Genomic DNA, 24,840 nt, shown 5'->3' on the forward strand with positions numbered 1-24,840 from the left:
AGCGGCGTTTTTTTATGATTTTAATTTAACGTGTTGCTTGAACCTGCTCATACACCTGTTGGCATAATTCATGTGTCGCGAGGCTATCAGAAGCTACGACCGACTCGGAGGATTCCCCTCTGACCGTCCGAAGGAACGCGTCCAGCATATCGACGAATCCACGGCGCTTTAGCGTCGCTTCCCAGTTATCGAGCGGATACCGAAGCGTCCCTTGTTTCGTCAATTGATCGAGTGTCGTCACGTCCGTTGCGATTCGTTTTTCTTCCGGTCCCATCACCTCGACTCGTTCTTCCGTGATGCCGTTATTGCGGTTCATGACACCGATTGCCGTGATACCGTTTGAGACGAATTGAATCGTCACGTGATGCAGACCGCTTGCGTCCTGCTTACTCTTGACGTGTAGGTTTTCGATCTCACCGCATCCTGTCAAGAAACGAAGCGTATCGGCGACATGAATGAAGTCGTCGAACAGAAACGGCTTAGCGTCTTCGATGAACGACGTCCGATTCTTTTGCATGAGGACGAGATTCGGATCGTTCACCTCAAGCAAGCGCTGATGCGCTGAAGCGAAGCGACGGTTGAATCCCGTGATGAACGGTAACTGTTTCTCCTCCGACAGACGTGTGAGTTCACGAATCTCTTCGATTTCCATCGAGACCGGCTTATCAACGTAGACAGCGATTCCTGCTTCCAGCGCTTGCCGCGCTTGTTCGGCATGGACGACCGTCGCCGAATGAATCATGACCGCATCAATCCCCTCCTGTACGGCGTCAGCAAACGTCGTGTATGTTCCTGCAAAGCGATACGCCGCTTGCAACCGCTTCGCTTTTTCCTCGTCTCGCGAAATCAGATACACCTCGATATCGGATCGTTCGGCATAGACGGGTAAGTAGGCTTTTTGTGCGATGTCCCCTAGACCAATGACTGCTAATTTCATGTGAACTCCTCCTTTTCCTCTGTTGCTTACATTCCCTATGATACGTCAATTGACACGAAAAGATGGAAATCAGCTCGTTACAGGATTCGAATTCCTTTTTTTGAAAAGAAGTGAATTTCCTTTTTTTGTTTTATGATAAAACCATATTTGAACAAGGAGGGAATGAGTTTTTATGAAGCGCTTGCTCCGTACTAGTCTTACGCTCTTATTATTGTTCGCTTTATGTCTTCCTGCCATACCGGCTCAGGCAGCCAGTTACCAAGTCGTCGTCACTTCGACGATTGGAGCGAACATCCGCTCAAAGCCGAGTACTGCCTCGTCTGCGACGATCGTCCGACGTGCCGCGTACAAGGCAAAATTCACAGCCGTCTCGTATACGAATGGCTGGTACAAGATCAAGGACGGAGGTACATATCGTTATCTATCGAACCAAGTCGCTAAAAAAGTGTCGAGTAGTTCCGTGAAGACGTACAAAATCGTCGTCTACTCGAAAGCTGGAGCGAACGTCCGGACATCACCAAGCACGGCCTCATCAAAGAATATCAAACGACTCGCATCCTACAACTCGAAGTTCAATGCAGTCTCGTACTCGAACGGTTGGTATAAGGTCAAAGGGAAAGTCAATTATTATTACGTCTCTAGCCAAGTTGCCCGAAAAGTGACGACGAGCAGCCCTAAACCATCGAGCGGCAGTTATCCGGTTGCATCGATGCGGTATTTCAAGCTTGGATCGTCAAGTTATCAATTGACGAAAGAAAGCTTCGTCCGCCGTTATCCAGCGAGTACGACGAAACTGTTGACGGGAATCGTCGCGTACGACGAAGCGGCACGTAAAGGCACGCTTGATCAAACGTTCACCCTGACGTCTTCGATGTTATCCGTTCCTGCAGGTAGCAGTGTCGCCGGCTTCCGTGCTGGCGATAAAGTCACGATGCGTCAACTCTTGAACGGGATGCTGATCCGCTCTGGTAATGATGCAGCAAAAGCGATTGCTGTCCGGACAGCAGGTTCTGAATCGAAGTTCGTCTCATACATGAACAGTCGCGCACGTTCGATCGGGATGAGTGCGAGCCATTTCATGAACCCACACGGCTTCTATCATCCAAGTCATTACACGACCGCTGCTGATATGCAAAAACTCGCGAATACATATGCGAAGTACAGCGCGCTCATGACGATCAGTGGACGAAAATCATACCAGACGACTGTCAAAGGACCGTATGCACGGACGTTGACGTGGTATCACACGAATACGTCACTTCCAGGTGATACACGTGTTTATGCGAGCAAGACCGGTTACACACCGGAATCTGGTTACACACGTGTCTTCTTCATCAAAAAAGGCTCGACGCGATATGGTCTTGTCACACTGAAAGGATCGTTGTCTCAAACCGAGACGACACTCCGTTCTGTCTTGAACCAATGATCTTTTAATCAACAACCTGATTCCCTTTCCGGGAGTCAGGTTGTTTTTCGTTTCGCCTCTAAAATTATGCTTGCGCTGAAAACGAATTCATCTTAGAGTTAAGTTTAGAATCAGACGTCTGACGTCTTAATGAAGGAGAGTTTTACGTGGGAAATGTCAGTTTGTTATTTGGGGGCGTCGCGCTCTTTTTAAATAGTTTGACCTTGTTCGGAAAAGTCGATCTCCGTAGTGCGGGTGTCTTCAGCCTTATCACTGGTCTATTGCAGACGTTCATCGCGACCTATCTCGTCATCGGTGCAGCAGGTGATCCAGCCCTGACGTTCGGATACGCGAGCATCTATCTGTTTGCCTTTACGTATGTGTACGTCGGGATCACGTTCTTATTCAATCTCGACGGGAGCGGTGTCGGTTGGTTTTCCTTGTTCGTCGCGATTGCCGCCTTGTTTTATGCGTTCGTCAGCTTTACGACGAATGACATCATCGGTGGTGTGACCTGGTTGTTCTGGGCACTGCTCTGGAGCCTGTTCTTCCTCGGAATGGGAATGAATCGCCCGATTGATGCAATCACTGCCCGCGTTGCCCTCGTCTTGAGCTGGTTGACGTTGATCGTACCGGCACTAATTGGTCTTCGGTTCGGCTACTTCAGTTCGGCATACCAGTGGTTATGGAGCGGTGCTGCCATTCTGACTGTTGTTTATTTCCTCTATACGATGATGAAATTCTCGATGCTTCGGACGATCCGCTCGTCGTGACACGCTAATCAATTCATCAAAAAAGATGTCCATTTTCGGTTTTGAATCGGAGATGGACATCTTTTTTGTTCAATTTGTAGTACGCGTCAAAAGAACAGAGGAGGAGTTTGTTCGCTCGACATCGCTTCCTAGGGAAAATGACCCTGCAGCGCAGCGAAGCGGCACGATGCTTGTCCCAGGAAAACGATGCGAGGCGAACAAAGCGTACGCTCGTTCTTCCCTCATATCATTCCAATGCTTCCTGCAGTTGAGCCTGAACTTCTTTTAACGACTTGTCCGTCGGATGCCAGTAGTAGATGCCGTCCGATTCGATGCCACCTTTCCCATCAAGTGATAAGGTCTCGACATTTCGTAAAGCATCCCGGTAATCCGTCGCGACGGTCCGAGCAACGGAAAACGGTACGTTTGTCTTAACGTTTTTCCCGAGTGCTTCAAGGATGGCATTGAAGCGACGAATCGAGAAGTCCTCCGTCATCTTATCAGCAACCGCCTGAACGACTTGCCGTTGACGGATTTGTCGTCCGAAATCTCCGCGTGGATCATCATAGCGCATTCGCGCATAAGCGAGCGCTTCCTTCCCGTTCAGTGAAAGTTCTCCTTTAGGGAACTGCATCTCATAGTATGAAAAATCGATATCGTTCTCGACGGTGACCCCATCGACGGCGTTGACGAGATCCGTAAAGCCGTCTAGATTGATCTCTGCAAAATAGTCAATCCGGATATCGAGCAGATGACTAACCGTATCGAGTGACATCTGTGGACCACCAAACGCATACGCGTGATTGATCTTATCATTCGACCCATTACCGATGATTTCTGTCTTCAAATCACGTGGGATACTGATCATCTGGCTCTTATTCGTATTCGGGTCAATCGTCACGACGATGATCGTGTCACTACGTCCTGTCTCATTTTTCCGTTGATCGACGCCGAGCAAGAGAAACGAGAGTCCTTTTTTCTGTTCGACGGCCTTCTCTGTCTCGACGCTCGCCTTGACCGGCACTTGAACCTCTTGAAGTGTTTGACTCGCTTTATGATAGACATATCCGCCTGAACCGAAGAGAAGGAGCAGGCAAATCCCCGTCAGTGTCAGTACGATCCATTTCCATTTCTTCATCACCCATTCTCCTTTTCTTCGATTTGAATTCAGGACGGTCGTTGTGCCTCAAGTATGAGCAACGCATTGCGCCAGCTACCGAACAAGGCAGTGATGACACCGATGCTCGGTGCATCGCGTCCGATACTGAACCGTTGATAACTTGCGATCGTCAGATTTTCCGTTTCTTGCGCGGCTGCAGCAAGTACGTCGAGTACCTCTTCTTCCCGCCAGCGTTTACGGGGAAATTCGATCCCGATGATTTCCAGGGCGTTCGACCAAGAGCCGTACCGGCGGGCAATCGTTGCGACGGTCGGACGATTTTGACCAGCCGCCCACTTCGTGTAGGTCTGGCTCGTCAAGACCGGCAAGGCACCTTGCGCTTCAAGTAGTGACTCGATGATCCGTTGTTCCATTTCCTGTACGCGTTCCTTCAAGATATCTGCTTCTGACAATGCCTGCTGCCACGAGTTGAATTGATGGACGATATCCGTCAGGCTTGGTGCTTGCTTCTGTTGTGCCCATTCCCGGTACGTCGCGCTCGTGAAAGGATCGAGTTCCTCCCGTGCCTGACGCAAAGCGTCAATGATTTCCGATTTCGTGAACGTCAAGCGGGCTTGTCCGATGCCAGCTCGTTCCAAGGCAATCTGCCACGATCCAAACAGCATCAAGATTTCCGCGACGCTTGGATGAGTGGTGTTCAGTTGCCAGCGGAAATAGGTATTGGCCGTCAATTCATTCTTCCCGTTCGCAGCGAGACGGAGTGCATGGATCGCTTCCTCCATATCGCGCATGACGATGTCCCCTTCCCATATATTCATGACTGGACGTTCCTGCGTACGGTCGTCTGCAAGGCGTGACGAACGTTTCGGATGACGACGGCTTGTTCGGTGAACGTCATTTGTGAAGCAGACGGAAGGCAGATTCCGTCTTCAAATAGGCGACGACTGATATCATCTCCTTCTGCTGTGACGAATGGTACGTCGCGATAGACGGGCTGTAAGTGCATCGGCTTCCAGACCGGACGGGATTCGGCGTTTGCTTGTTGCAGCGTCCGAATCATTTCATCACGTTGCGCTTGACCACCAGGTAAGAGAAAAGCACTGAGCCAGCGGTTGGCGAATGTTCCGGTCTGCTCGACTTGCGACGTGACGCCGTCCGGTGCAAAGGCACGATCGTAACGATCAAAGATTTTCCGCCGCGCATCGACACGTTGATCGAGGACTTCAAGTTGTCCGCGTCCGATCCCAGCAGCGACGTTGCTCATCCGGTAGTTGTAGCCGACTTCCGTATGCTCGTAATGGAGGACCGGTTGTCGTGCCTGTGTCCCGAGATAGAAGGCGCGTTCGATCAAGGCTGGATCATTTGCGACGAGCATCCCACCACCTGACGTCGTGATGATTTTGTTGCCATTGAATGAATAGATCCCGAACGTCCCGAACGTTCCTGTCATCCGCCCGTTGACACGTGTTCCGAGTGACTCTGCTGCGTCTTCGATCAACGGGACATCGTACTCTTCACAGAGCGCAGCGATCTCCTCGATTTGCGCTGCGACACCGTAGAGATGGACGACGATGACCGCTTTCGGAAGTTTTCCTCGCGTTGCTGCCTGGATCAACGCGCGTCGGAGTGCGATGGGTGACATGTTCCATGTTTCCTCTTCCGAATCAATCAGGACGGGACGGGCACCAACGTAGCGAATCGGATTCGTCGAAGCGATGAACGTCAAGGACTGACAGAAGACGTCATCCCCCGTCGTGACACCAAGCGTCGCGAGTGCCAAGTGGATCGCCGCCGTTCCGCTACTCGTCGCAAGCGCTGCACCAGCCCCTGTGTAGGAACGCATATCTCGCTCAAAGGCGTCGACGTTCGGTCCGAGCGGTGCGACCCAGTTCGTCTCGAGTGCTTCCGTGACGTAACGTGCTTCTTGGCCACTTAAGTGCGGGATGGAGAGCGGGATGTGTTTCATGATGTTTCCTCCCTTCGAGGTGACAGCTGACGGAGTGGCGTCCGGTAGACCGGAAACCAATTCCCCGTCTCGACTTCCGGATGTTGTCGTTTGATTTGTCGTGCGAGCCGGTCATAAATCGTTGTATCAAGAATCGATGTCCCGAGTCCGAAAAATGTTCGATTCGCTTCGCCAAAAGACCGTTTGTAGGCGAGTAAGCTATCCTCATCGGATCGTGTCGTTCCGCCACCGAGATGCAACGCTTGCAGACCAGCTTGTTTTGCCCAGCGAATCATCTCCGCGAATAACAGGTGATTCGGTCGAAGCGACAAGTAGGCAGGATCTGAAGCACCGAGGTGATAATGTGCGAACTGGCGACCCGTTAAGACGATGCAACCAGCGATGATCCGTCCCTCTTGTTCGGCAAGCAACAGGACATTTTTAATCCGTCCGTCGGCGAAGTGATCAAAGTAGGTCTGATCAAAGTAATACCGCGCATCGGCTTGGTGTTTATCCATCGTCATCTGGTAGAGACGAGCGAAGTCCGAGTACTCTTCCGGACGTCCGAGGCGAATCGTGACCCCTTCGCGGCGTGCCTTCCGGATATTGCGTCGCGTCATTTGCGAGAATCCACCTTCGATCGTCTCGAACGGATCCGTCAGTTCAAGTGTCACGGTCGGCTGCAAGATATCCGTTTGATGGCACCAGTGTTGACCGAGTTCCTGATTGTGTAACAAGGGGTGGAAACGAACTGTCTCGGTGACGATCCCGGTCTCGCGACAGTATTGTTCGAATCGCTCGCGGGCTTCGCGAATCTGATCGAGTGACCAGATGCCTGTGAAGTAAGGACCACCGTAGCCATACGGCGTCGTGATGTCTTCAAAGCGTGTGCCTGGAATCCGTCGCCGCAAGTACGGATAGATCAACGTCCCGAACTCTGTCGGATAATAAAATAATTCAGGAATCTCATCGTGCTCTTTTGCGAGTTCGAAGTAAGCGTGTTCGTAATAACAGTCGAGTTGATAGGTTGCGACGAGCGCGTCCCATTCGCGTGGGTCCCGAATCAATCGTTCATCGCTTAGCGACATCATGGGGAACACCTCCGTCGAGACCCTTGAACTCACCCATACCGGTCTGGTGAGCTGTCGAGTTCCCTTCTGACGAGATGACCATCTTGAACGTCTTAAACAGGATGTAGAGATCAAGTCGGAACGTATGATTGGCTGCATACCATTGATCTTGCTCGAGGCGTTGCTGCCACGTCGTTGCGTTGCGACCGTGAATCTGCGCCCAGCCTGTCAGACCAGGTAAGACGTCGTGCCGTGTCATCTGCTCCTTCGTATAGTGATTGAGATAACTGACGAGTAACGGACGCGGGCCGACGAAACTCATCTGTCCGCGGAGGATGTTAACGAACTGCGGAATCTCATCAAGACTTAAGCGACGGATCCACTCGAGCGATGCTGGAATCCGGTCCACATCCGGAAGGAGTTGTCCGTCGGCATCTGTTTCGTTCGTCATCGTACGGAACTTATAGATTTTGAACAGCTCCCCCTTATAGCCAGGGCGGACTTGATTGAAGAAGATCGGTCGTCCGAGTTTCGTATAGATGACTAAGGCGACGACGGCATACACAGGAAGTAGGATCAGGATGGCGATGAGGCTAACCGTGAAGTCGAATAGGCGTTTCATGATGACGTCCTCCTTTTACATAGCTGAAAAGAGATCAAGTTGTCGTTTGATGACGTCGGCTTCGTTGAAATGTTTCATAGCACGGTCAAATCCGTTCCGTCCCATCTCGTTGGCACGGTCTGGATGTTCGACGAGTGTGTTCATCCGTTTAGCGAGCTTTGTGACGTCGCGGACTTCAACGAGATAACCCGTTTTCCCCTCGACGACCTCTTCGCGGCAGCCGCGGATGTTTGTTGCGATGACCGGTTTAGCACTCGCCATCGCTTCGATGATTGATCGTGGTACGCCTTCGCGATGTGATGGTAAGACGAAGGCATCGACTTGTTGGAACAAGCTCGGTACATCTTCGACGAATCCGAGGTAGTCGACGTTTGGAATCTCGCGAATCCGCCGTAAGAATAAGTGTTTCGTCGTTTGATCGCGCTCGCTTGCCATCATCTCACCGGCAATGACGAGGCGAGCTTCGGGGTGACGATAGACGACATCCTCGAACGCATCGAGCAGTTCGAGAATCCCCTTCTCTTCGACGATCCGACCGATGAAGAGGAAGGTAAACGGTGCCCCGGCTTCGCGCGGGCGTGGATAGAAGCGGGTCAAGTCGATGCCATTTCCAAGGTGCATCAGGCGCGTGTTCGCTTTAAAGCGTTTGCGCTGGGCGAGTTGATAATCTTCCTCGCTTTGAAGGAGCAGATAATCGGTTGCGAAACGCGCCAGCCACTTCTCGACGGAGTATGTCAGCTGATACGTCATCCGCCCCATCTTCTCGTGGAAGTAAAAGCCGTGTGCCGTATAGACGATATGCTTCGTTCCGGCCCGTTTCGCGGCAACGCGTCCGAGGGCGGCGGCGACCGGTGTGTGGACATGGACGGCGTCGTAGCCGTCCTCCTTCAAGATTCGCGTGATTTCTCGGATCGTACGCCAGTTACTCGTCCAGTCGATCCGGCGCTCGATCGGAATGTCGTGCATTCGGAAGCCCTTCGCTGCGAGTTTTGCCGAGGCACCGGTGTCGGCACAAGCGATGCCAACGTCGTGCCCGGCGTTTTGTAAAGCAAGTAAGAGCGGCTGCAACATCGTCTCTGCCGTCGTATCGAGAGCACAGACTTGAAGAATCTTTAGAGGCGCCATACGTGGACCCCCTCTGGCTGTTCTGACCGTGGCAACATCCCTTTGATGTCGACGACGATTCCGCGTCCGACTTTTAATAAGTGTTGTGCAAGATTCCAACCGCCTTCGACGTATTCTTCGTGTGAGACAGCGAAGATGACGACGTCGGCTGGTTTGAGTTCGCTCATCTCGAGTAGATCAATCCCGTACTCACGTTTCGCTTCACTCTTTTCGACGAGTCGATCCGTCACCTGGACGTCGATGCCGAACTCTTCGATTTCGCGGACGAGGTTCGCGACTTTCGAGTTCCGGATATCGCTGACGTTCTCCTTGAACGATAAGCCAAGGATTGTGACGCGAGCGCCGAGGACCGGCATGTTCTGTTTAATCAAGTTCTTGACGAGCGCTGTTGCGATGAAGCGTCCCATCGTATCGTTGATCCGGCGTCCAGCGAGAATGACTTCCGGATGATAGCCGAGTGACTCAGCTTTCATCGTCAGATAGAATGGATCGACGCCGATACAGTGACCACCAACGAGACCTGGACGGAACGGAAGGAAGTTCCATTTCGTACCGGCGGCTTCGAGGACTTCGAGCGTATCGATGTCCATCCGGTCGAAGATGATTGCCAGTTCGTTCATCAAGGCGATGTTGAGATCGCGTTGTGTGTTTTCGATGATTTTTGCCGCTTCTGCGACCTTGATCGATGAAGCACGGTGGACACCGGCTTCCACGACCGCTTCGTAGACTTCTGCGACGATGTCGAGTGTCTGTTCATCCTGGGCAGAGACGATTTTTTTGATCGTCTTGAACGTGTGCTCGTGGTCACCCGGGTTGATCCGCTCTGGTGAGTAGCCGACGAAGAAGTCGACGCCAGCGCGTAAGCCGGATGCTTCTTCAAGGACCGGGATACAATCTTCTTCCGTCGCCCCTGGGTAGACTGTCGACTCGTAGACGACGATGTCGCCTTTATTGAGCTGGCGACCAACGAGATGTGAAGCTCGTAAGAGTGGCGTTAAATCCGGTTGATTCTGCGCATTGATCGGTGTCGGAACAGCGATGATGATGAAGTCGCTCGCTTGGAGAGCAGAAGGATCCGAAACGTAATCGACCGTTGCATTCTTCAGTGTGAACGGACTCAGTTCGAGTGTTGCATCGATACCTTCTTGCAGTTCTTGAACGCGTTGTTCCTTGATGTCAAAGCCGACGACGTCTGTTTTTTCGCCAAAGGCGACGGCGACGGGAAGTCCGACGTATCCAAGTCCGACGACGGCAATCGAACGGTTGGCAATGGGAAGTGCACCGGTTTGGGCTGCTGTCGTATCTACGATGTGTTTGACTGCCTTGTTCATGGTGGGTTCCTCCTATTTCATCGACTGTTTGACGATCAACGTTTTTCCGTTTGGTTCCTGCTTGACTTGTTCGACTGGCTCAAGAACGATTTTCATCTCGGAGCCGAGTAACTTGCGCATCTCGTTTAAAAGGATCTGTTCGTGTTTCGGATGGAAACGTTTTGCATCTGGAATATAGCGTAGTGTCACGTGATTGAGCGCGTGCTGCTCGACTTGGAGTCGTAAGACCGAGTTCGGTAGTTCACGGGCAATCGTTGTAATGTCCCCTTCAAACACCTTGCCCCGCTTTTCGCTGACGATGTAACTCGTTCCCCGTCCATCGATCGAAGCGATGACAGGTCCGTTTAAGCCACAGCTGCAGGTCTCGTCACTGAGCGTCATCCGGTCACCGATCCGGTAACGAATCAGTGGTGTTCCCCGTGTCGTAAAACACGTGACGACGACTTCGCCGTCCTCTCCGTATGGTTCAATGATGCCCGTCTCGTGGTGGAGATGAAGTTTTCGATGACTGCATTCTGAGATGATCGGTGCGCCTTCTGAGGAACCGTATTGATCGAAAACTGGAACACCGAACGCTTCCTCAAGGATTGAGCGCATCTCCTCCGTCACCGTTTCCGAAGTCGGGAAAATGGCAATCAGCGGACTCTCCAGTCGAATGTGATGCTTCAGCATGTAGCGGGCGATTTCAACCATCGCCGTCGGTGTGCCGTCGAGTGCTCGTGGCTGGAAGCGATTCAGCTCCTCGATATAAGCGGGAAAGTTCTCTTCCTTCATGTGAAAGATTGAAAGTAATAACTGATTGAGCGGTCGATTCATCCGCCAGAAGATTGGTTTCTTTTGATCGACGGCTGTCAGCGTCCGACCGGTGAAGCTCGCCCGGCGCATCCCGGCGTGAAAGCCGTGACGTTCCTTGAAGTAGTCGAGATGGGCCATTCGTTCCTGGACATCCTCGCGCATGAATGCGACTTGGAGCGACTTTCCACTCGTTCCGCCCGTCCGTCCTCGGACCGGCGCATCGACACGAGACATGAACGCATCGTTATTTTGGCGAAGCGTCTCTTTTTCAAGGATCGGAATCGTCTTCAACTGCTCAAGTGATGTCAACGGTAACTGGATGTCATGTTCGTAAAAGAGTTGTGTGTAGTACGGTGTGTGCGTCACGACGAAGGCAAGAAAGGCATTCAGGCGATCGAGTTGTTCCGCTTTATAATCCTGCGTCCGGTCCTTCATTCGGAGTTCCTTCATCTTCTGTTCGTAGAAGGGACCGTATCGCTCTTGCATCAACTTGCGACCGTATAACGATGTCAGCCAATTTTGGATGAAGATCGGGGAACGATAGTAAAATTCCTCCTTAAGCGCCATCTTGGATTTCCTCCTTCAGCAAGTAGCGACTCTCGTACCAGTCGATGAATGCGTTGACGCCGGCTTCGACCGTCGTCTGTGGACGGTAACCAATCGTCTCAAAGAGTGAGGAGACGTCAGCAAAGCTTTCTGGAACGTCGCCTGGTTGAAGCGGCATTCCATTTTTAATTGCCGTCTTGCCGAGGCGCCGTTCGATCAAGGCAACGAATTCGTTCAGTCGAATCGGGCTGTGACTGCCGATGTTGTAGACACGATACGGAACGTTGCTGCGATCCGGTAAGGGATTTGAAGCGTCAAACGTCGCGTCGGCTTCCGGTTCAGTCTGGAATAGGCGATAGATGCTTTCGATGATATCGTCGACGTAAGTGAAGTCCCGCCCCATCTCGCCGTAGTTATAAAGATCAATCGGTTCACCTTTTGCGATCGCCTCCGTGAACTTGAACAATGCCATATCCGGGCGTCCCCACGGACCGTAGACACTGAAGAAGCGAAGACCTGTCGTCTTAATACCGTAGAGGCTGCTGTAAGTGTGTGCCATCAGCTCGTTTGCTTTCTTTGAAGCGGCGTAAAGACTTAGCGGATGATCAACGGCATCCGTCGTCGCGAACGGCATCTTCGTATTCGATCCGTAGACGGAACTGGAGGAAGCATAAATCAGTTGTTCGACTGGGTAATGCCGACACGCCTCAAGAATCGAGAGAAAGCCGACGATGTTTGACGTCATGTAGACGTCCGGTCGATCGATGCTGTACCGTACCCCTGCTTGTGCTGCCAGATGGAGGACGAGATCGATTGATTCCTGTTCGAAGATCCGTGCGACGGCTGCCGTCTCTTCGAGTGAGACCCGGTAAAACGTGTAGTTCGTTCCAAGTTCAGCGAGCCGGGCTTCCTTTAACGTCGGGTCGTAATAGTCGTTCACTTCATCGAGTCCGATGACCCGGTAACCCTCCCGGATGAAACGACGTGCGGCGTGAAATCCAATGAAGCCTGCGATACCAGTGATTAAGATCGTTTTATTCGGCACGGTGTTCGACCTCCTCGAAGTAGTGGCGCGCTTGCCAGCGCATATAGTGAACAGATGTGTAGACGATGAGTAACATCGGAAACAACTTATACCGGTGTCGGATGGCCGTTCCGACATTGCCGGTTCCTAGACCGAAGATGACGGCGTTAAGAGCAAAGAGAAGGAAAAAGAAGAAGAGGACGCTGCCGAACGGATGCTGACGGATCAGTTTAAAGGACCGGACGATCGCAAAACAGGCGACGAAGTAGAAGACGGCATCAAGGAAGAAAATCAGGATGTTCATGACGCTCGACCATTGCCACGGGAATGGTGAGAACAGGAAGTAAATTGTCCGAATCGGTGAGTAGAGAATCATGTCAGCTGGACCGGTCACCGTCAATCCGTTCAGATAAGCGGAGCCGCCACGGTCGTAACTCATCCCGCTGAACAACTGTCCGTTTTCTGAGACGTGGGTGAACTTCGCGAACAAGACGTCCTGGAAGCTATAGACGATGAAGCCAACGATCAGCACTTGGAAGATCAGGCGCTGCACCTTCGTCGGTTCAAAGTCCATTCGTCGTGTCTCATGACTGTAAAATGAGAAGTAGACGAGTAAGACGATGATCCCGACGGCAAGACCGGAGTGGAACATCGTACTGACGAAGTAGCCGAGATACGCGAGCGTCATGTACCATCCAGACTTCTCTTCCGTCCAGCGCACCATGTAGTAGAGGGTGTAGACGATGCCCAGGGCAACGATCTGGTCACGTAAGAGAATCGGTGAGAGCAACAATCCTTGCGGGAAGAACGCGAAGATCAGTGTCGCTGCGAACACGTAGCGTTCTGGTAAGCGTAACCGTTGCAGCGTCTTCGCTAGGATGACGACGGCGACGACGCCGAGGATGACGTTCAAGAACTGAGCAAGGATTCGTTCAGGACCGAACATCACGTAGAAGATTCCGAGAAACTTGGAATAGGTCCCGCGAACGACATCGTTGAATGTCGACGGATCGGTAAAGATTTGGACACCTTCGAGATGAAAGGCCTCGGTATCATCACCACTGTGTGGCGGTAAGCGGAACAGCTCAAGATCGATGAACATCAGGACCAATCGGACGAAGAAAGCGGTGATGAAGATGAGAAAGAGTGGTGTCGTCTCTGCTTGACGAAGCAAGTAATAAAGAAACAACACCGAGTTGATGAGCAGCAAGGCGGTCACGTAGGTGTCCGGGAAGAGCGACCGGGCGAATTGACAAACGAGCGCTTCGAGAACGATGAGTAGTAGGATTGGTCGCATCTTCTTCCCTCCTTAGCTGCTTTGTTCGACGACGAGAGCGACGTCCCGTGGATATAAGGATCGATACAGTGCCGGTAACAGTAAGACGATCTGAGTGACGGCGCAGAGGGTATAAGCGATCGTTGCCCCGTATAGACCGTACAGCGGAATCAATAGGCTACAGGCGATCAGATTGACGACGACACTACCGAAGATCGAGATCGTCTGGATCCGGAACTGTTGAAAACCGGTCAAGAGTGCCTGAATGACGGTCGAGTTGTAGAAAAAGAGTGAGGCGACCATCATTAAAACGAAAATCAGATGGTATTGAACGAACGACGCGTTGTAGAAAATCGTCAAGCCCCACTTGCCGAAGAAGATCGCTCCGACAATCAACAGGATGCCGACGATGTTCGTCATCAGTAACATCGAGCGAGTCAGCTTGCGCAGTTCCGGTAAACTTTGGCGTTCGCCCGTCTCAGACGAGAAGTTCGGTAGCAAGACGGCGATCAAGGAGTGGATGAACAGACTGCCGAGTACGAGTAGATAGGCGATGCTGGCGTAATAACCGAGCTCTTCCGTTCCGATTGCGTGACCGACGAACAATCGCGGGATGTTTGCATTCAAGGCGATCAGGAGTGCGACGAATCCGAGTGGCATCGCTTTGAGGAACAGCTCCTTGCCTGACCGGTATCGTAAGTCGAGCGCTTGATTGTCAAAGCCACGACCGACGCGGCGAATCGTCGGTAAGTCGTATGCGAGTAGCATGATCAAGTTCCCAGCAATCAAGGCGAGTACGAATCCGTGAATCGAATGGGTCGTAAAGAGGACGAGTGCTGCGCCTGAGACGTTCAAGAGACTACGGAAGATCTTCGAGACCGCGACTTCCTTGAAGGCAGTGTGTCCTTGCAGGAAACCGTAAGCGAGATCAGCGAACGACTCCATGTACTTATTCAGGTAGACGAGTAATGTCAGGAGTAGGATGTCCGCTTCACCGAAGAAATAATAGACCCCAAGGAGAACGAACACACCTGCCGAGAGGAGTGAAAAACGAGTCTTGATGAAGAGCCAGAAGTTCGTCAGGCCAGCCCGTTCTGCCGTCAGGATCGTACTGGCGTTCAGCCAACAGAACATGACGATCGGTGCGGTGATGGCAAGGGCGTAGTTGAAGTAACCGATGTTGAGCGGTGTGCTCCATTTGATCAGGAGCGTCAAAATCATCCATTGATGGAGCGAGTACGCCGTATCGGCAATGAAGATGAGATTGAAGCGGGACAGCCGGGCCGTTTTCATCGTTTCCCCTCCTCTCTATTTGCGAGCGATCCGTATCGTTGGTGCGACCGGGTCGGTATCGGTTTCGTTCGTGACGTCTAACAAATACTGGCGGAGTGCCTCATCCTGACCGAGCGCTTGGGCGATCTCACGCAAGTACGGGTCGACGGATCCAAAAGGTCGTGTCTTCCCGACGAGGATCTTGTCGAAGACGAGTTCGTCATGGACTTCATCGCGAGCGAGCAGTTCCTCGTAGAGTTTCTCGCCTTTTCGAATGCCGCTGTAGACGATCGGGATTTGCTCTTCCGTGAAGCCACTCAAGTGAATCAAGTTCTTCGCCAGTGTCGTGATGTGGACTGGTTCACCCATATCAAGGACGAAGACTTCGCCACCTTTCGCAAGGACACTCGCTTGAATGACGAGCCGACTCGCTTCCGGGATTGTCATGAAATACCGCGTCATCCGGGGATCGGTGATCGTGATCGGTCCGCCCTTCGCGATTTGTTCCTTGAAGAGTGGAATGACGGAACCGCGACTCCCAAGGACGTTGCCGAACCGGACGACAGCGAACGTCGTCTCGCTGTTACGTGCCATCTGCTGGATGACCATCTCGGCGATTCGTTTTGTCGCCCCCATCACACTCGTCGGGTTGACGGCCTTATCGGTCGAAATCATGACGAAGCGTTTGACACCAGCTGCTTCCGCCGCTCGAGCAACGTTGCGTGTGCCGTATATGTTGTTCTTGACGGCTTCGCTCGGATTATCTTCCATCAGTGGCACGTGCTTATGGGCTGCTGCATGATAGACAAGATCCGGTTCGAACCGTCTCATGACTTCAAGCATCCGGTCACTGTCCTGGACATCGGCGATGACGGATTCGAACTGGATGTCCCGGCTGAGACACTCGAGCTCCCGGCGGATCAGGTAGATGCTGTTTTCACCGTGTCCGAGAAGGATGAGCCGTTCAGGACGGAAGCGAATCAGTTGCCTGCAAATTTCGGAACCGATCGAACCACCAGCACCGGTGACGAGGACGGTCGCGCCATGAACGCTTCGTTCGATTTCCGTAATATCGAGTTCAACCGGTTCCCGACCGAGTAAGTCAGCGATCGAGACTTCACGGATCTGTTTGATCGAGACCTTTCCGGATGCCAGTTCGACGAGCATCGGTAACGTATGCGCTTCGACTTGGGTTTGTTTGATCCGGTTCAGCAATTCAACCCGTTGCGGATACGGTAACGATGGGATCGCCAGGACGACTGCTTCAATTTTTTGTTCTTCGATGATGCATTCGAGTTGGTCGATTGCTCCGATGACGGGAACACCGTGAATCCGCATCCCGCGGAGTTCGAGCAAATCATCCAGTAAGCCGACGACGTTTAAGATATGCGATTTCTTTTGTTTCAGTTCTTTTGTGATCATCTGACCGGAGGCACCGGCACCGATGATCAGCGTTCGTTTGCCAAGCGTCTTATTGTCAGGAACGAGTCTTAAGCTACGTCCACGAATCAACAGACGGACGAATAAGATACCGTTCAAGACGAGTCCGGTCTGTAGGAAGATCGCCCGTTCGACCGCGAAGTCGAACAATGCGTATTCAAGTCCTAGTAAGACGAAGCTGCTGGCGAGGACGACAACGAGGAGAACGGCGAGATCACGAAGGCTCGCGTAACGCCAGATGATTTGATAAAAACGCATCCAGTGTGCGACGAACGTAAGAGCGACCCACTGGATGAGAGCGATTTCGAGTGCGTCCTGCAACTCGAAGTTGACGGTGAGATGGAGCGGATTAAAGAAGTAGAACGTAACGACAGTCGCGAGTGCGATGATTCCGGCGTCGATCAGGCGAAGGAGTCCGATCTTCAACTGTCGACGATACGGGGTGAGCGGGGAATGCTGCATGACGGTGTCTCCTCTCCTCTCTCATGAATGACTGCGGGGAATCGCTTTCGGATAACTATCAGTGGATTCGCGTGTCGCTTCCTTTTTGCTTAACGAGCGAGAATAGACGATCAGGAGTCCGAGCATCAGACCAAGGACGCCACCGATCCCTGTATTCATTAGAATGTTCGGTGATACAGGTTTTGTTGGAATCCGTGCGCTCGAGAACACTTCCGTCTTACTCGTGTTGATCAGTTGTGGGAGATAATCCTGGAAGACTTCCGTCATCGTATTCGCCTGGATGGCTGCCTGCTCCGCCGAACGATCCGTGACGGATAAGGCGATGACTTGCGAATCGAGATTGCTCGAGACCGTCAGACGATCCGTCAAATCGAATAACCGCTTGTCAGTGACGTTCATCTTTTGGGCGACCTGATCGACGACCTCTGGGCTTCGTAGGATATCTTGATAGGTACTGACGAGTGTCGGCGTCGATGTCGCCTCTGCGTTCGCTTGAGGAACGACGAGGATGTAGGCCGTCGCCTCGTATGTCTTCGGGATGACATACGTGCTAAGCGCATATCCGGCTCCCGCAAAAAGAATCATGAAGAGTGCGAGTAGCCACCAGCCGCGTCGGAGTGTCGTCAAATGATCTCCGAAGGTTTTTCTTTGATGCATCGAGCTCACTGTTGTTCACCTCTTTCTGGCTTGACCGAATGGATGGACATTGGTTATGTCTACACCTTATTTCCAATCGACTCCCAAAACAATTAGAGCTTGGTGGAAATGATTATATTTTTTTCGGTAGCTATCTCGCTTGCGTGACACTAGTTCACCGCATGAATTCACGTCACGAAAAAAACGCGATTCACGAAAAAATGATCACGTTTTCCTTAATATTTTTTCATTTATCTGCATGATGTTTTGAAAGATAAGGGTAAATACCAATTTGATGATTAAAAAGTGCTCAAATCGGTAATAAGTCCTATATGAAGGGTGGATAGTCTTTAGAAATCATGTTAAAATCAGTCAATATACCCACATCGTTTGCCTTATCCATCCTAGTCGTTTGGATCATGCTCGATGCTTGGATTCGTCCCTTATCTTTCACGGACGAAGTGTTGCCGAAACAGTGGTCTCTTTGGTTGCTTCCGGCCTACATCGTTCTGTTCAGCGTCTGTTGGCTCATCTTACGACCGTTCTATCGCGTCAACCGAGCGACTGGACATCAAATCGCACTTATTTTTCTGATTTATCTGACATTTCATATCGTTTTTTTCTTTTTTAACGCGAATACGGATCGTATTCTTGCTTCGCTTTACCTCATTTCGACTTGGCTATTCGCTGGCATCGTCTCTTCGCTCTCGCGTACATTGATCGAACAATGGCAACGACTGTTGTGTCACTTTCTTTATGGACAAGCCGTCTTTCTCGCTTCCTACGCCCTCATCGTCTCATTTGGTTCAGAGTATGTTCCGGTCGAAAACCTGCAATGGCTTCGAATCGGTCCTTTGTCGTTTCCTCAACTGTACGTCGGGGAACAAGGCTCGTTCCTTCGCCTCGCTGGTCTGATGAACAATCCGAATACGTTTGCAGCGTGGCTTGTTCCAGGCGGACTGTTTGCTTGGTTCTATCTGCTCAGACAGTTCCCGCGTCGGCAAAGCTTTCTGCACGCCGTCCTCCTCCTTCTCATCATCATCGCGTTACTCAGAAGCGGTTCGCAGACAGGTATCTATTCTTTTCTCCTCCTTGCTCTGCTGACGAGTATTCGAATGGTTCCGGGAACGAGACGGCGGTTGCAGGTGACAGCATGTTACGTCATGGGCAGCTTGATCCTCCTAGCCGTCTTTGCATTTCAAGGACTGCTTCCCCGTTTGCTCAGTCTCAACGGACGATTTACGCTTTGGCAGGCAGGATGGCGTGCTTCCGCTGATTCACTTTGGTTCGGGCACGGAATTGGAAGTGCTCCACGCGGACTGCAGGAGCAACTGAATGAACAAGTTCTTTATACGTTCCACAGCACACCGATTACCTATCTCTATGAATTCGGACTGATCGGTTGTTTGCTGTACGGTGCAGTCTTTCTGTATTTGTTCTATCGACTGTTTCGGCTTCAGACGACGAATCTCGCGTTTCTCGCCCTGTTGCTTGCTAGCTGGCTCGGACTACTTCAATTCACGGAAAGCATTCTCGTCAGACCGAGTGGATTTTATTTCATTTGGCTCAGCCTTCTCGCTTATACGTCGCTTCGTCGACTTCCACCTCACGACAGTACCCACACCTAGAGCACCTACATGAAAGGGGTATGACATCATGAAGAAATGGACAGAACAACAAGTCATCGATAGCCTAATCGAAGCTAGTATCGAATATCCCACTCTCGACGCAAAGACGTATGCGCGCTGGTCGGTCGGAAAAGACATTCCATCGATCACGACGATCATCAATGTATTTGGCTCTTGGCGTGAAGCACTCCAAGCGGCAGGTCTCTCATCGATTCGTCCTTACTTTTCAGATGAAGAGATCCTTGCTTTCATCAAGGAAGCTTCGACACGCTTACACCCGTTCCATAGCAACAGCTACCGGGAATGGGCAAAGGCGAAACATGGACCCTCCTTGACATTGATCAACTTACGTTTCGGTTCTTGGTCACGTGCGCTCGAAGAAGCACAAATCGAGATGACACGCTCCATCTCGATGACCGAAGAACGGATCATCACAGCCTTACTCGAAGCTTCTGATGTCCTCCCCCGTCTGACGACACAGACGTATGCGATTTGGGCACAGGAAAATGGTCATCCGACAGTCGCGACGATTGCCCGTAAATACGGTTCATGGGCAGATGCCCTCGCTTGCCTCGACATCGCACCGCCTCGCCGGAAATGGGTCGAAGAAGATGTCCTTGAAGCACTGCGGCAGGCACAAGAAGAATTACCTTCCCTCAGCATCATTCATTACCGGAAATGGGCAGAAGGTCGCTCGGTTCCGAGCACCTCGACGATCAACGCTCTCTTCGGTAGCTGGACCTCCGCCGTGCAATGCCTCAAGCGTGCACGCGTCTCTCTTTCTTGATTCTGCTCTTCTACCTAAAAGGAGTGACCCGGTATCACTACCGAGTCACTCCTTTTTCTTACGCTTATGGTTTTTTGATTTGCTCAAGCAGAGACGCAGGCAACAGCGTCACCGTGTCGTGCTTCAATAGATAGATGTCTTCCGCATATGCCCCGATGCGTCGGGGATTACGTCGTCCCTGTAGATTGTTTCGGATTGCTTTCGGAAAATTAACGCCGCATTCATAAGCATGTGGATATCCCCCACCGAATCGCGGATTGATTTCCGATAGGTAGAGCGTTCCGTCGACATCGAACAGGTCGAAATCAAGCGGTCCGACGAGACCGGTTCCATCTAAGACCTGCTCGACCAGTTCAAAGACATCGTCGCGTTTAACGGAGCGACTCTTATCCGTTTCCCCTGCACGCATGACGAGTTTCTCCTTGATGAAGATATCGGTCACTTCATGCGTCAACCAGTCGACATAGACATCGACACCGAGCTCTTGTCCTCTTAAGTATTCTTGAATCAATAAATCGGGATAGGTAGCGAATAATCCTTCGACGACCTCAAGTGAAGAAACTGCCTGGACATGGAGACTGGCACTCCCATTGCGTGGTTTGACGAAGACCGGGAACTGGACCTCTCCTTGCGCAAGTGCATTTCGGAAAGCCTCAAGCGTCACGTATGTCCGCGCATGCGCGATTCCTTCCGCGACACAATACGTATACATCGCGTACTTGTCGAAACAGAGACGACAGGCATCCATCGGTGAGACAAGGACTGTGACACCGATGGCTTCAAACCGTTCCGTCGCCGCTGCGAGCAATTCCAGTTCAGGATCAATCAATGACAATAGCGCCGTCACCTGTTCGCGCTGACACAATTCTAGTAAGTGATCGATATAATCCGGTGCATCGATGCAAGGGACGAGATGGTGGCGTTCTGTCATATAGAGACCCGGTGCGAGTGGACTACAGTCCGCGGTACTGACGTGACCGTCCGGCATCTCACGGACGAAATACTCGACCAGCTTCGTCCGGCGACCAACGCTCGTCATCAACAAATGGAAAGTCTTCATAAGGCAGTCTCCTTCGTTAAAAGTGATGCCTGTTCTTTTCGTGCTGGAAGGAAAGACTTCCTGCTTGGCGTCGTACTTTTTTCCTATAGATGAGTACATAACATCCGATTCCAATCAAGGCACCCGTTCCATCGAGTAAGACATCTTGGATGAGTCCCGTCCGGTCTCCTGTCAAGATTTGATGGAATTCATCAAAGACAGCGACCATGATCGCTAACGAATAGGCGAACAAGACGGCAAGTCCTGGTGTCAGACGACGACGTGTCAAATCGATCAATCCGATCCCTAATACAAGAAATGTCGAGACATGGGCTGCTTTTCGGATGAAAAACTCAATGAAGCCACTTCGTCCAAGGGCGGCGACACTGACTTCTCCATGATAGGAAAAAGAGATGAAGCGCAGATGATCGACGAAGCCTAACGGGATGAATCGGGATAACCCTGGTTTGATGGATTGCGCTTGGTACGGCATCGAACTTGAGATGAAGAGGATCAATAGAATGGCAAGGACGACGTAGCCGGACCACGTGATTTTTCTCATGAAGACACTCCTTTTTTAATATCACTTTAGAATAGCATGGACCTCAAAAAATTGGCGGATTCTTTCTAAAATTCAATTTCTAGTTTAACCCAAATTAATTTTTTAGTTTCCTTGAAAAACGATATTTTACATTTCGAAGGTTTCTTTTATAATGAAAGTGGTTAATTAGTACTATACACGATGACCTGAAGAATAGGAGTGGAGTGCCATGAATCGTGCACTAGGTAAAAAAATCATGCAACTGCGCAAACAACACAAGTATACTCAAAAGTTTTTAGCTGAACGATGTGGTGAATCAGCAACGGACATCTCCGCTTACGAACGTGGTCAGCGCATGCCCTCTCCTCAAGTCCTAGAACGATTGGCTCTTGCTTTAGACACGACGGTCATTGATCTCATCGATCCGAAGTATGTACAGCATCCTTCGTTGAATGAATTCATGCAACAAGCGCTTGAACCCTCGCAACCGCTTGATCTGAAGCTCATTCTCGAGGACTTACTCGTTCACCTCAGTCTATCAAAGGAAATCTATTTCGATGGTCGCCTCGTCTCAGCGGACGTCCGAGATGAGATGGCGACGTCCATTGATCAGGCATTAAAACGAGGGCTTTCCTCCATCGAGGCGTAAAAAAAGGAATCAAAATCAGCTGATTTTGATTCCTTTTTCTTATTCCGTTTGAACGATATGGTCAATGTACAATTGTCCGTCTTCATATGTCGCTTCTAGTAATTGACGAAAAAAGGTATTCTCACTTGTTTTCTCGGATACGAATACGCGTGCGTAGCGCTGATGCGCCTGCGCGAGTATGCTGAATTTTAGGGTACGGACCGGTGAAGAGAAGAACAATTGTCGACCGGGATGTCCAAAGGCGTCCGTTGCTTTCGATTCTTCTAAGAAGTAAAAAGATTCATCTGGAAACAAGGTCTCAATGAACGATAAACAGCTTTGCTGAAAGGTACTTCCGCTCTGATTTTCCATGATGTGTCCGGCTCCTCTTTCTCATGATGTACTTCGAATCGTGAAAAGGAAACTACTCTATCACATTACCCAGTCTTTAGACCTATCCAAACCAATATATTACATATGTTTTTAATTATATCGTTACATTATATTATTCGACTACTGTTTTTCGAATTCCAGTACTAGCATCGTTTTTCCTTCATAAAGAAATTGTCCTTGATAGCGTGATAACGTCGCAAATTCAAACAGTGTGTTCGGCTCATACAAGTACTCGACCGCATAACTGACCTTTTCCTCTTTCCCCGATTTGAGGTAAGCGTTGAACAATAAACGTTCGCCGTCGACTTGATAGCCATAAAACAGCAACGTCTTTTGAAAACGTCGCGTCGCAATCGGATGCGCCATCGATTTTAGATGATCGACACGATATAAGGACACAAGCAGTCGTCCACTTGGTCGTAGCAATTGACGGATGTTCCGGAAGAACAACAGCAGCTCCCCACGCGTATAACGTAAAATCGTCGTTCCCGGTAAGATGATCCGGTCAAAGTACTCAGGACCGACGACGTCCGTCACGTCATGACTCCAGCCGTAAATCTTATGCTGATACTTCTCCGCAATCTGTTTCGTCCGCGCAGCTTCCGGTTCGATCAGATAAAGATCATACCCTTCATCCGACAAGAGATTGAAGAGCGATGGATCAAATGTTCCATGAAACAGGATTCGCTCTCCTTTTCGCAAATAACGCCGATACAGCATCAGCTCATCGACTTCAGTTAACTGTTGCGCTTCCTGATACAGCTGACCGAATCGTTCGTCTGCCTGAACATGATTCAGCACTTCGACGCGCGAGTAGCTCCCTTTACGCAAGAATGGACCAAATAAGACGTCACCCATGATACATCAACTCCTTGTAGTGCTGAATCGCTTCTGCATAATCTGCGCCGAGTCGCTCCGGTAATATGTCGAACTGCTCCTTTTGATCCGCTTCGAGAATCCAGAGGAAAGCTTCGTTCGTCTCAAATAGGCGCAACGTCGTCCGGTCGAACGCAAAACAACCTTCCTCGTTTTGAATGCCGATTAACGTCAACGGTCCGATCCGCCCGGATGTCCGAGGTAATTCGAGATCAGAGTACGGTGTGATGAAACGGCTCGTTCCCTGAAACGTTCCGGCAAGTTGATACAGGAGAGGATATAGCTCCAGTTCAGTTTGTGATGCAAGCGCGTCAGGTTGAGGTTGCCGCTCCCGGAAAGATTCAATATCAACAGATAGGTCTGCACTCAACTGAATCGTCTTCTGTCGATCGGCGTAAATTCCATCAGCAAAGAAGAACAGTCGATGCGAGACGCGTAATCCACTTAACGTCGCATAATCGAGGATCCCCATCGATTGATCATTTTGAATCCGGCCCGTTTGTTGCCAGTCCACTAATCGTTCTGCTAGCGCGTCACGTGACAAGACCGTCAACTGCGAATCAAGCGAGGGCGAAAGACGATCGGAAAACGTCAACAGAATCGGTGTCCGGCTCATCAGTTCGATGATCGGTAGATCGTGACGCATCGGGTGATCAAAATAGATGACACTGTTGATCGTCATCGTCTGGAAATTGCTTGCCGGAATCTTCTCCAGTAATGAGCTGTCCTCGATGTAGACATGACGTAACGGTTGCGGATGGTGCGGCACTGATGCTGGGTACACACCTGTCATCAATGAGAGAAGCGCATGATGGACCGCTGGAACGGATGCAGAAGCCGGCATGTCTTCCTGCGGTAAGAAGAGACCATTCAGGAAATCAGGTTGTCCGAACAGGACTTCTCCATTTGGGCGAATCAAGTGGAACTGGACGTGTAACATCTCGTGTTGCAAATACGCGACGAGTCGTAACGTTCGTTCGCCTTCCCCTTGGAGGACGAAGACGTAGTGCTCATACTCTTGAAAATCCATATAATCAAGTAGATCATGGAACGTATGTGTGTCGTAATCAAACGCGTCGAGCGAAATACGGTGCGTCTCACAAAACGTCTGCAGATCAAGCGATGGTAGAGAACGTTGCAACCAGCCGTCTTGTTCCGATAAAAGCGATAATCCGATCATGTCCTCTCTC

At 50.9% G+C, this 24,840-nt stretch carries 24 protein-coding genes; 5 read left to right on the plus strand and 19 right to left on the minus strand.

Annotated elements, in window-relative coordinates; genetic code table 11:
- Nucleotides 1-25: 25 nt before the first annotated feature.
- Nucleotides 26-937 carry a Gfo/Idh/MocA family protein gene (locus ACZGCQ_RS10555; protein WP_481266208.1) on the minus strand — a complete coding sequence of 304 codons (912 nt, stop codon included), beginning with the start codon at nucleotides 935-937 and terminating at the stop codon, nucleotides 26-28.
- Between the two features lie 172 nt (nucleotides 938-1,109).
- Between ACZGCQ_RS10555 and ACZGCQ_RS10560 the strand changes: the two genes are divergently transcribed.
- Both ACZGCQ_RS10560 and ACZGCQ_RS10565 read left to right on the plus strand, forming a co-directional pair.
- Nucleotides 1,110-2,363 (plus strand): SH3 domain-containing protein, encoded by a 1,254-nt coding sequence (locus ACZGCQ_RS10560; protein ID WP_058704503.1) that lies wholly within the window; start codon nucleotides 1,110-1,112, stop codon nucleotides 2,361-2,363.
- 146 nt (nucleotides 2,364-2,509) lie between these two features.
- Nucleotides 2,510-3,115, plus strand: coding sequence for an AmiS/UreI family transporter (locus ACZGCQ_RS10565; RefSeq protein ID WP_069940973.1), 606 nt, complete (start codon nucleotides 2,510-2,512; stop codon nucleotides 3,113-3,115).
- 226 nt (nucleotides 3,116-3,341) lie between these two features.
- Here the strand turns inward: ACZGCQ_RS10565 and ACZGCQ_RS10570 are convergent, their stop codons facing one another.
- Genes ACZGCQ_RS10570 through ACZGCQ_RS10630 form a run of 13 tightly spaced genes read right to left on the minus strand, consistent with a single transcriptional unit; the run spans nucleotide 3,342 to nucleotide 17,779 of the window.
- Nucleotides 3,342-4,232 (minus strand): LCP family glycopolymer transferase, encoded by an 891-nt coding sequence (locus tag ACZGCQ_RS10570; RefSeq protein ID WP_029342623.1) that lies wholly within the window; start codon nucleotides 4,230-4,232, stop codon nucleotides 3,342-3,344.
- Between the two features lie 29 nt (nucleotides 4,233-4,261).
- The gene (locus ACZGCQ_RS10575; RefSeq protein WP_231925654.1) at nucleotides 4,262-5,032 is read right to left on the minus strand and encodes a hypothetical protein; all 771 of its coding nucleotides are present in this window, start codon (nucleotides 5,030-5,032) and stop codon (nucleotides 4,262-4,264) included.
- Complete coding sequence (locus tag ACZGCQ_RS10580) at nucleotides 5,029-6,180, minus strand: aminotransferase class I/II-fold pyridoxal phosphate-dependent enzyme (protein WP_481266209.1); 1,152 nt, start codon at nucleotides 6,178-6,180, stop codon at nucleotides 5,029-5,031. Before ACZGCQ_RS10580 ends, ACZGCQ_RS10575 begins: the two co-directional genes overlap by 4 nt.
- On the minus strand, nucleotides 6,177-7,250 hold the full coding sequence (locus ACZGCQ_RS10585; RefSeq protein ID WP_481266210.1) for a lipid II:glycine glycyltransferase FemX: 1,074 nt from the start codon (nucleotides 7,248-7,250) through the stop codon (nucleotides 6,177-6,179). The genes ACZGCQ_RS10580 and ACZGCQ_RS10585 overlap by 4 nt, the downstream gene beginning before the upstream one ends.
- Entirely contained in the window at nucleotides 7,231-7,851 is a 621-nt protein-coding gene (locus tag ACZGCQ_RS10590; RefSeq protein WP_481266211.1) for a sugar transferase, read from the minus strand. Before ACZGCQ_RS10590 ends, ACZGCQ_RS10585 begins: the two co-directional genes overlap by 20 nt.
- Nucleotides 7,852-7,866: 15 nt before the next feature.
- Nucleotides 7,867-8,976: a glycosyltransferase family 4 protein gene (locus ACZGCQ_RS10595; protein WP_481266212.1), complete on the minus strand. Its 1,110-nt coding sequence runs from the start codon at nucleotides 8,974-8,976 to the stop codon at nucleotides 7,867-7,869.
- Complete coding sequence (locus tag ACZGCQ_RS10600; protein ID WP_481266213.1) at nucleotides 8,964-10,307, minus strand: nucleotide sugar dehydrogenase; 1,344 nt, start codon at nucleotides 10,305-10,307, stop codon at nucleotides 8,964-8,966. The genes ACZGCQ_RS10595 and ACZGCQ_RS10600 overlap by 13 nt, the downstream gene beginning before the upstream one ends.
- 12 nt (nucleotides 10,308-10,319) lie before the next feature.
- On the minus strand, nucleotides 10,320-11,669 hold the full coding sequence (locus ACZGCQ_RS10605) for a phenylacetate--CoA ligase family protein (RefSeq protein WP_481266214.1): 1,350 nt from the start codon (nucleotides 11,667-11,669) through the stop codon (nucleotides 10,320-10,322).
- Nucleotides 11,659-12,693: an NAD-dependent epimerase gene (locus tag ACZGCQ_RS10610; RefSeq protein ID WP_481266215.1), complete on the minus strand. Its 1,035-nt coding sequence runs from the start codon at nucleotides 12,691-12,693 to the stop codon at nucleotides 11,659-11,661. The genes ACZGCQ_RS10605 and ACZGCQ_RS10610 overlap by 11 nt, the downstream gene beginning before the upstream one ends.
- Complete coding sequence (locus ACZGCQ_RS10615) at nucleotides 12,683-13,969, minus strand: hypothetical protein (RefSeq protein ID WP_481266216.1); 1,287 nt, start codon at nucleotides 13,967-13,969, stop codon at nucleotides 12,683-12,685. The genes ACZGCQ_RS10610 and ACZGCQ_RS10615 overlap by 11 nt, the downstream gene beginning before the upstream one ends.
- Before the next feature lie 12 nt (nucleotides 13,970-13,981).
- The gene (locus tag ACZGCQ_RS10620; protein ID WP_481266217.1) at nucleotides 13,982-15,241 is read right to left on the minus strand and encodes an oligosaccharide flippase family protein; all 1,260 of its coding nucleotides are present in this window, start codon (nucleotides 15,239-15,241) and stop codon (nucleotides 13,982-13,984) included.
- Nucleotides 15,242-15,256: 15 nt separating this feature from the next.
- Nucleotides 15,257-17,122, minus strand: coding sequence for a polysaccharide biosynthesis protein (locus tag ACZGCQ_RS10625; protein WP_481266218.1), 1,866 nt, complete (start codon nucleotides 17,120-17,122; stop codon nucleotides 15,257-15,259).
- 21 nt (nucleotides 17,123-17,143) lie between these two features.
- A complete protein-coding gene (locus tag ACZGCQ_RS10630) occupies nucleotides 17,144-17,779 on the minus strand; it encodes a YveK family protein (protein WP_231681773.1) in 636 nt (211 codons plus the stop codon).
- A 338-nt stretch (nucleotides 17,780-18,117) separates the two neighbouring features.
- On the opposite strand from ACZGCQ_RS10630, the gene ACZGCQ_RS10635 reads away from it, so the two are divergent.
- Both ACZGCQ_RS10635 and ACZGCQ_RS10640 read left to right on the plus strand, forming a co-directional pair.
- Complete coding sequence (locus tag ACZGCQ_RS10635; protein ID WP_481266219.1) at nucleotides 18,118-19,386, plus strand: O-antigen ligase family protein; 1,269 nt, start codon at nucleotides 18,118-18,120, stop codon at nucleotides 19,384-19,386.
- 28 nt (nucleotides 19,387-19,414) lie between these two features.
- Nucleotides 19,415-20,173 carry a homing endonuclease associated repeat-containing protein gene (locus tag ACZGCQ_RS10640; protein ID WP_481266220.1) on the plus strand — a complete coding sequence of 253 codons (759 nt, stop codon included), beginning with the start codon at nucleotides 19,415-19,417 and terminating at the stop codon, nucleotides 20,171-20,173.
- A gap of 64 nt (nucleotides 20,174-20,237) precedes the next feature.
- On the opposite strand, the gene ACZGCQ_RS10645 is transcribed toward ACZGCQ_RS10640, so the two are convergent.
- Nucleotides 20,238-21,233 (minus strand): ATP-grasp domain-containing protein, encoded by a 996-nt coding sequence (locus tag ACZGCQ_RS10645; protein WP_481266221.1) that lies wholly within the window; start codon nucleotides 21,231-21,233, stop codon nucleotides 20,238-20,240.
- A 16-nt stretch (nucleotides 21,234-21,249) separates the two neighbouring features.
- On the minus strand, nucleotides 21,250-21,774 hold the full coding sequence (locus ACZGCQ_RS10650; protein ID WP_481266222.1) for a VanZ family protein: 525 nt from the start codon (nucleotides 21,772-21,774) through the stop codon (nucleotides 21,250-21,252).
- A gap of 208 nt (nucleotides 21,775-21,982) precedes the next feature.
- On the opposite strand from ACZGCQ_RS10650, the gene ACZGCQ_RS10655 reads away from it, so the two are divergent.
- On the plus strand, nucleotides 21,983-22,402 hold the full coding sequence (locus tag ACZGCQ_RS10655) for a helix-turn-helix domain-containing protein (RefSeq protein WP_223040845.1): 420 nt from the start codon (nucleotides 21,983-21,985) through the stop codon (nucleotides 22,400-22,402).
- A gap of 39 nt (nucleotides 22,403-22,441) precedes the next feature.
- On the opposite strand, the gene ACZGCQ_RS10660 is transcribed toward ACZGCQ_RS10655, so the two are convergent.
- The 3 genes from ACZGCQ_RS10660 to ACZGCQ_RS10670 all read right to left on the minus strand — a co-directional run bounded on the left by ACZGCQ_RS10660 (nucleotide 22,442) and on the right by ACZGCQ_RS10670 (nucleotide 24,830).
- The gene (locus ACZGCQ_RS10660) at nucleotides 22,442-22,753 is read right to left on the minus strand and encodes a hypothetical protein (protein ID WP_481266223.1); all 312 of its coding nucleotides are present in this window, start codon (nucleotides 22,751-22,753) and stop codon (nucleotides 22,442-22,444) included.
- Nucleotides 22,754-22,894: 141 nt separating this feature from the next.
- A complete protein-coding gene (locus ACZGCQ_RS10665; RefSeq protein WP_481266224.1) occupies nucleotides 22,895-23,632 on the minus strand; it encodes a hypothetical protein in 738 nt (245 codons plus the stop codon).
- Nucleotides 23,625-24,830, minus strand: coding sequence for a hypothetical protein (locus tag ACZGCQ_RS10670; RefSeq protein ID WP_481266225.1), 1,206 nt, complete (start codon nucleotides 24,828-24,830; stop codon nucleotides 23,625-23,627). The genes ACZGCQ_RS10665 and ACZGCQ_RS10670 overlap by 8 nt, the downstream gene beginning before the upstream one ends.
- Between the last annotated feature and the right edge of the window lie 10 nt (nucleotides 24,831-24,840).

Source organism: Exiguobacterium sp. HSB13 (genome assembly GCF_056764755.1).

Bases quoted from the DNA above. Each gene is read 5' to 3' on its own strand.
- ACZGCQ_RS10580 (WP_481266209.1), bottom strand. From the start codon at position 6,180: ATGAAACACATCCCGCTCTCCATCCCGCACTTAAGTGGCCAAGAAGCA.
- ACZGCQ_RS10600 (WP_481266213.1), bottom strand. From the start codon at position 10,307: ATGAACAAGGCAGTCAAACACATCGTAGATACGACAGCAGCCCAAACC.
- ACZGCQ_RS10555 (WP_481266208.1), bottom strand. From the start codon at position 937: ATGAAATTAGCAGTCATTGGTCTAGGGGACATCGCACAAAAAGCCTAC.
- ACZGCQ_RS10635 (WP_481266219.1), top strand. From the start codon at position 18,118: ATGTTAAAATCAGTCAATATACCCACATCGTTTGCCTTATCCATCCTA.
- ACZGCQ_RS10590 (WP_481266211.1), bottom strand. From the start codon at position 7,851: ATGAAACGCCTATTCGACTTCACGGTTAGCCTCATCGCCATCCTGATC.
- ACZGCQ_RS10670 (WP_481266225.1), bottom strand. From the start codon at position 24,830: ATGATCGGATTATCGCTTTTATCGGAACAAGACGGCTGGTTGCAACGT.
- ACZGCQ_RS10560 (WP_058704503.1), top strand. From the start codon at position 1,110: ATGAAGCGCTTGCTCCGTACTAGTCTTACGCTCTTATTATTGTTCGCT.
- ACZGCQ_RS10585 (WP_481266210.1), bottom strand. From the start codon at position 7,250: ATGATGTCGCTAAGCGATGAACGATTGATTCGGGACCCACGCGAATGG.
- ACZGCQ_RS10575 (WP_231925654.1), bottom strand. From the start codon at position 5,032: ATGAATATATGGGAAGGGGACATCGTCATGCGCGATATGGAGGAAGCG.
- ACZGCQ_RS10620 (WP_481266217.1), bottom strand. From the start codon at position 15,241: ATGAAAACGGCCCGGCTGTCCCGCTTCAATCTCATCTTCATTGCCGAT.
- ACZGCQ_RS10595 (WP_481266212.1), bottom strand. From the start codon at position 8,976: ATGGCGCCTCTAAAGATTCTTCAAGTCTGTGCTCTCGATACGACGGCA.
- ACZGCQ_RS10665 (WP_481266224.1), bottom strand. From the start codon at position 23,632: ATGGGTGACGTCTTATTTGGTCCATTCTTGCGTAAAGGGAGCTACTCG.
- ACZGCQ_RS10615 (WP_481266216.1), bottom strand. From the start codon at position 13,969: ATGCGACCAATCCTACTACTCATCGTTCTCGAAGCGCTCGTTTGTCAA.
- ACZGCQ_RS10570 (WP_029342623.1), bottom strand. From the start codon at position 4,232: ATGAAGAAATGGAAATGGATCGTACTGACACTGACGGGGATTTGCCTG.
- ACZGCQ_RS10640 (WP_481266220.1), top strand. From the start codon at position 19,415: ATGAAGAAATGGACAGAACAACAAGTCATCGATAGCCTAATCGAAGCT.
- ACZGCQ_RS10650 (WP_481266222.1), bottom strand. From the start codon at position 21,774: ATGAGAAAAATCACGTGGTCCGGCTACGTCGTCCTTGCCATTCTATTG.
- ACZGCQ_RS10645 (WP_481266221.1), bottom strand. From the start codon at position 21,233: ATGAAGACTTTCCATTTGTTGATGACGAGCGTTGGTCGCCGGACGAAG.
- ACZGCQ_RS10625 (WP_481266218.1), bottom strand. From the start codon at position 17,122: ATGCAGCATTCCCCGCTCACCCCGTATCGTCGACAGTTGAAGATCGGA.
- ACZGCQ_RS10660 (WP_481266223.1), bottom strand. From the start codon at position 22,753: ATGGAAAATCAGAGCGGAAGTACCTTTCAGCAAAGCTGTTTATCGTTC.
- ACZGCQ_RS10630 (WP_231681773.1), bottom strand. From the start codon at position 17,779: ATGCATCAAAGAAAAACCTTCGGAGATCATTTGACGACACTCCGACGC.
- ACZGCQ_RS10655 (WP_223040845.1), top strand. From the start codon at position 21,983: ATGAATCGTGCACTAGGTAAAAAAATCATGCAACTGCGCAAACAACAC.
- ACZGCQ_RS10605 (WP_481266214.1), bottom strand. From the start codon at position 11,669: ATGGCGCTTAAGGAGGAATTTTACTATCGTTCCCCGATCTTCATCCAA.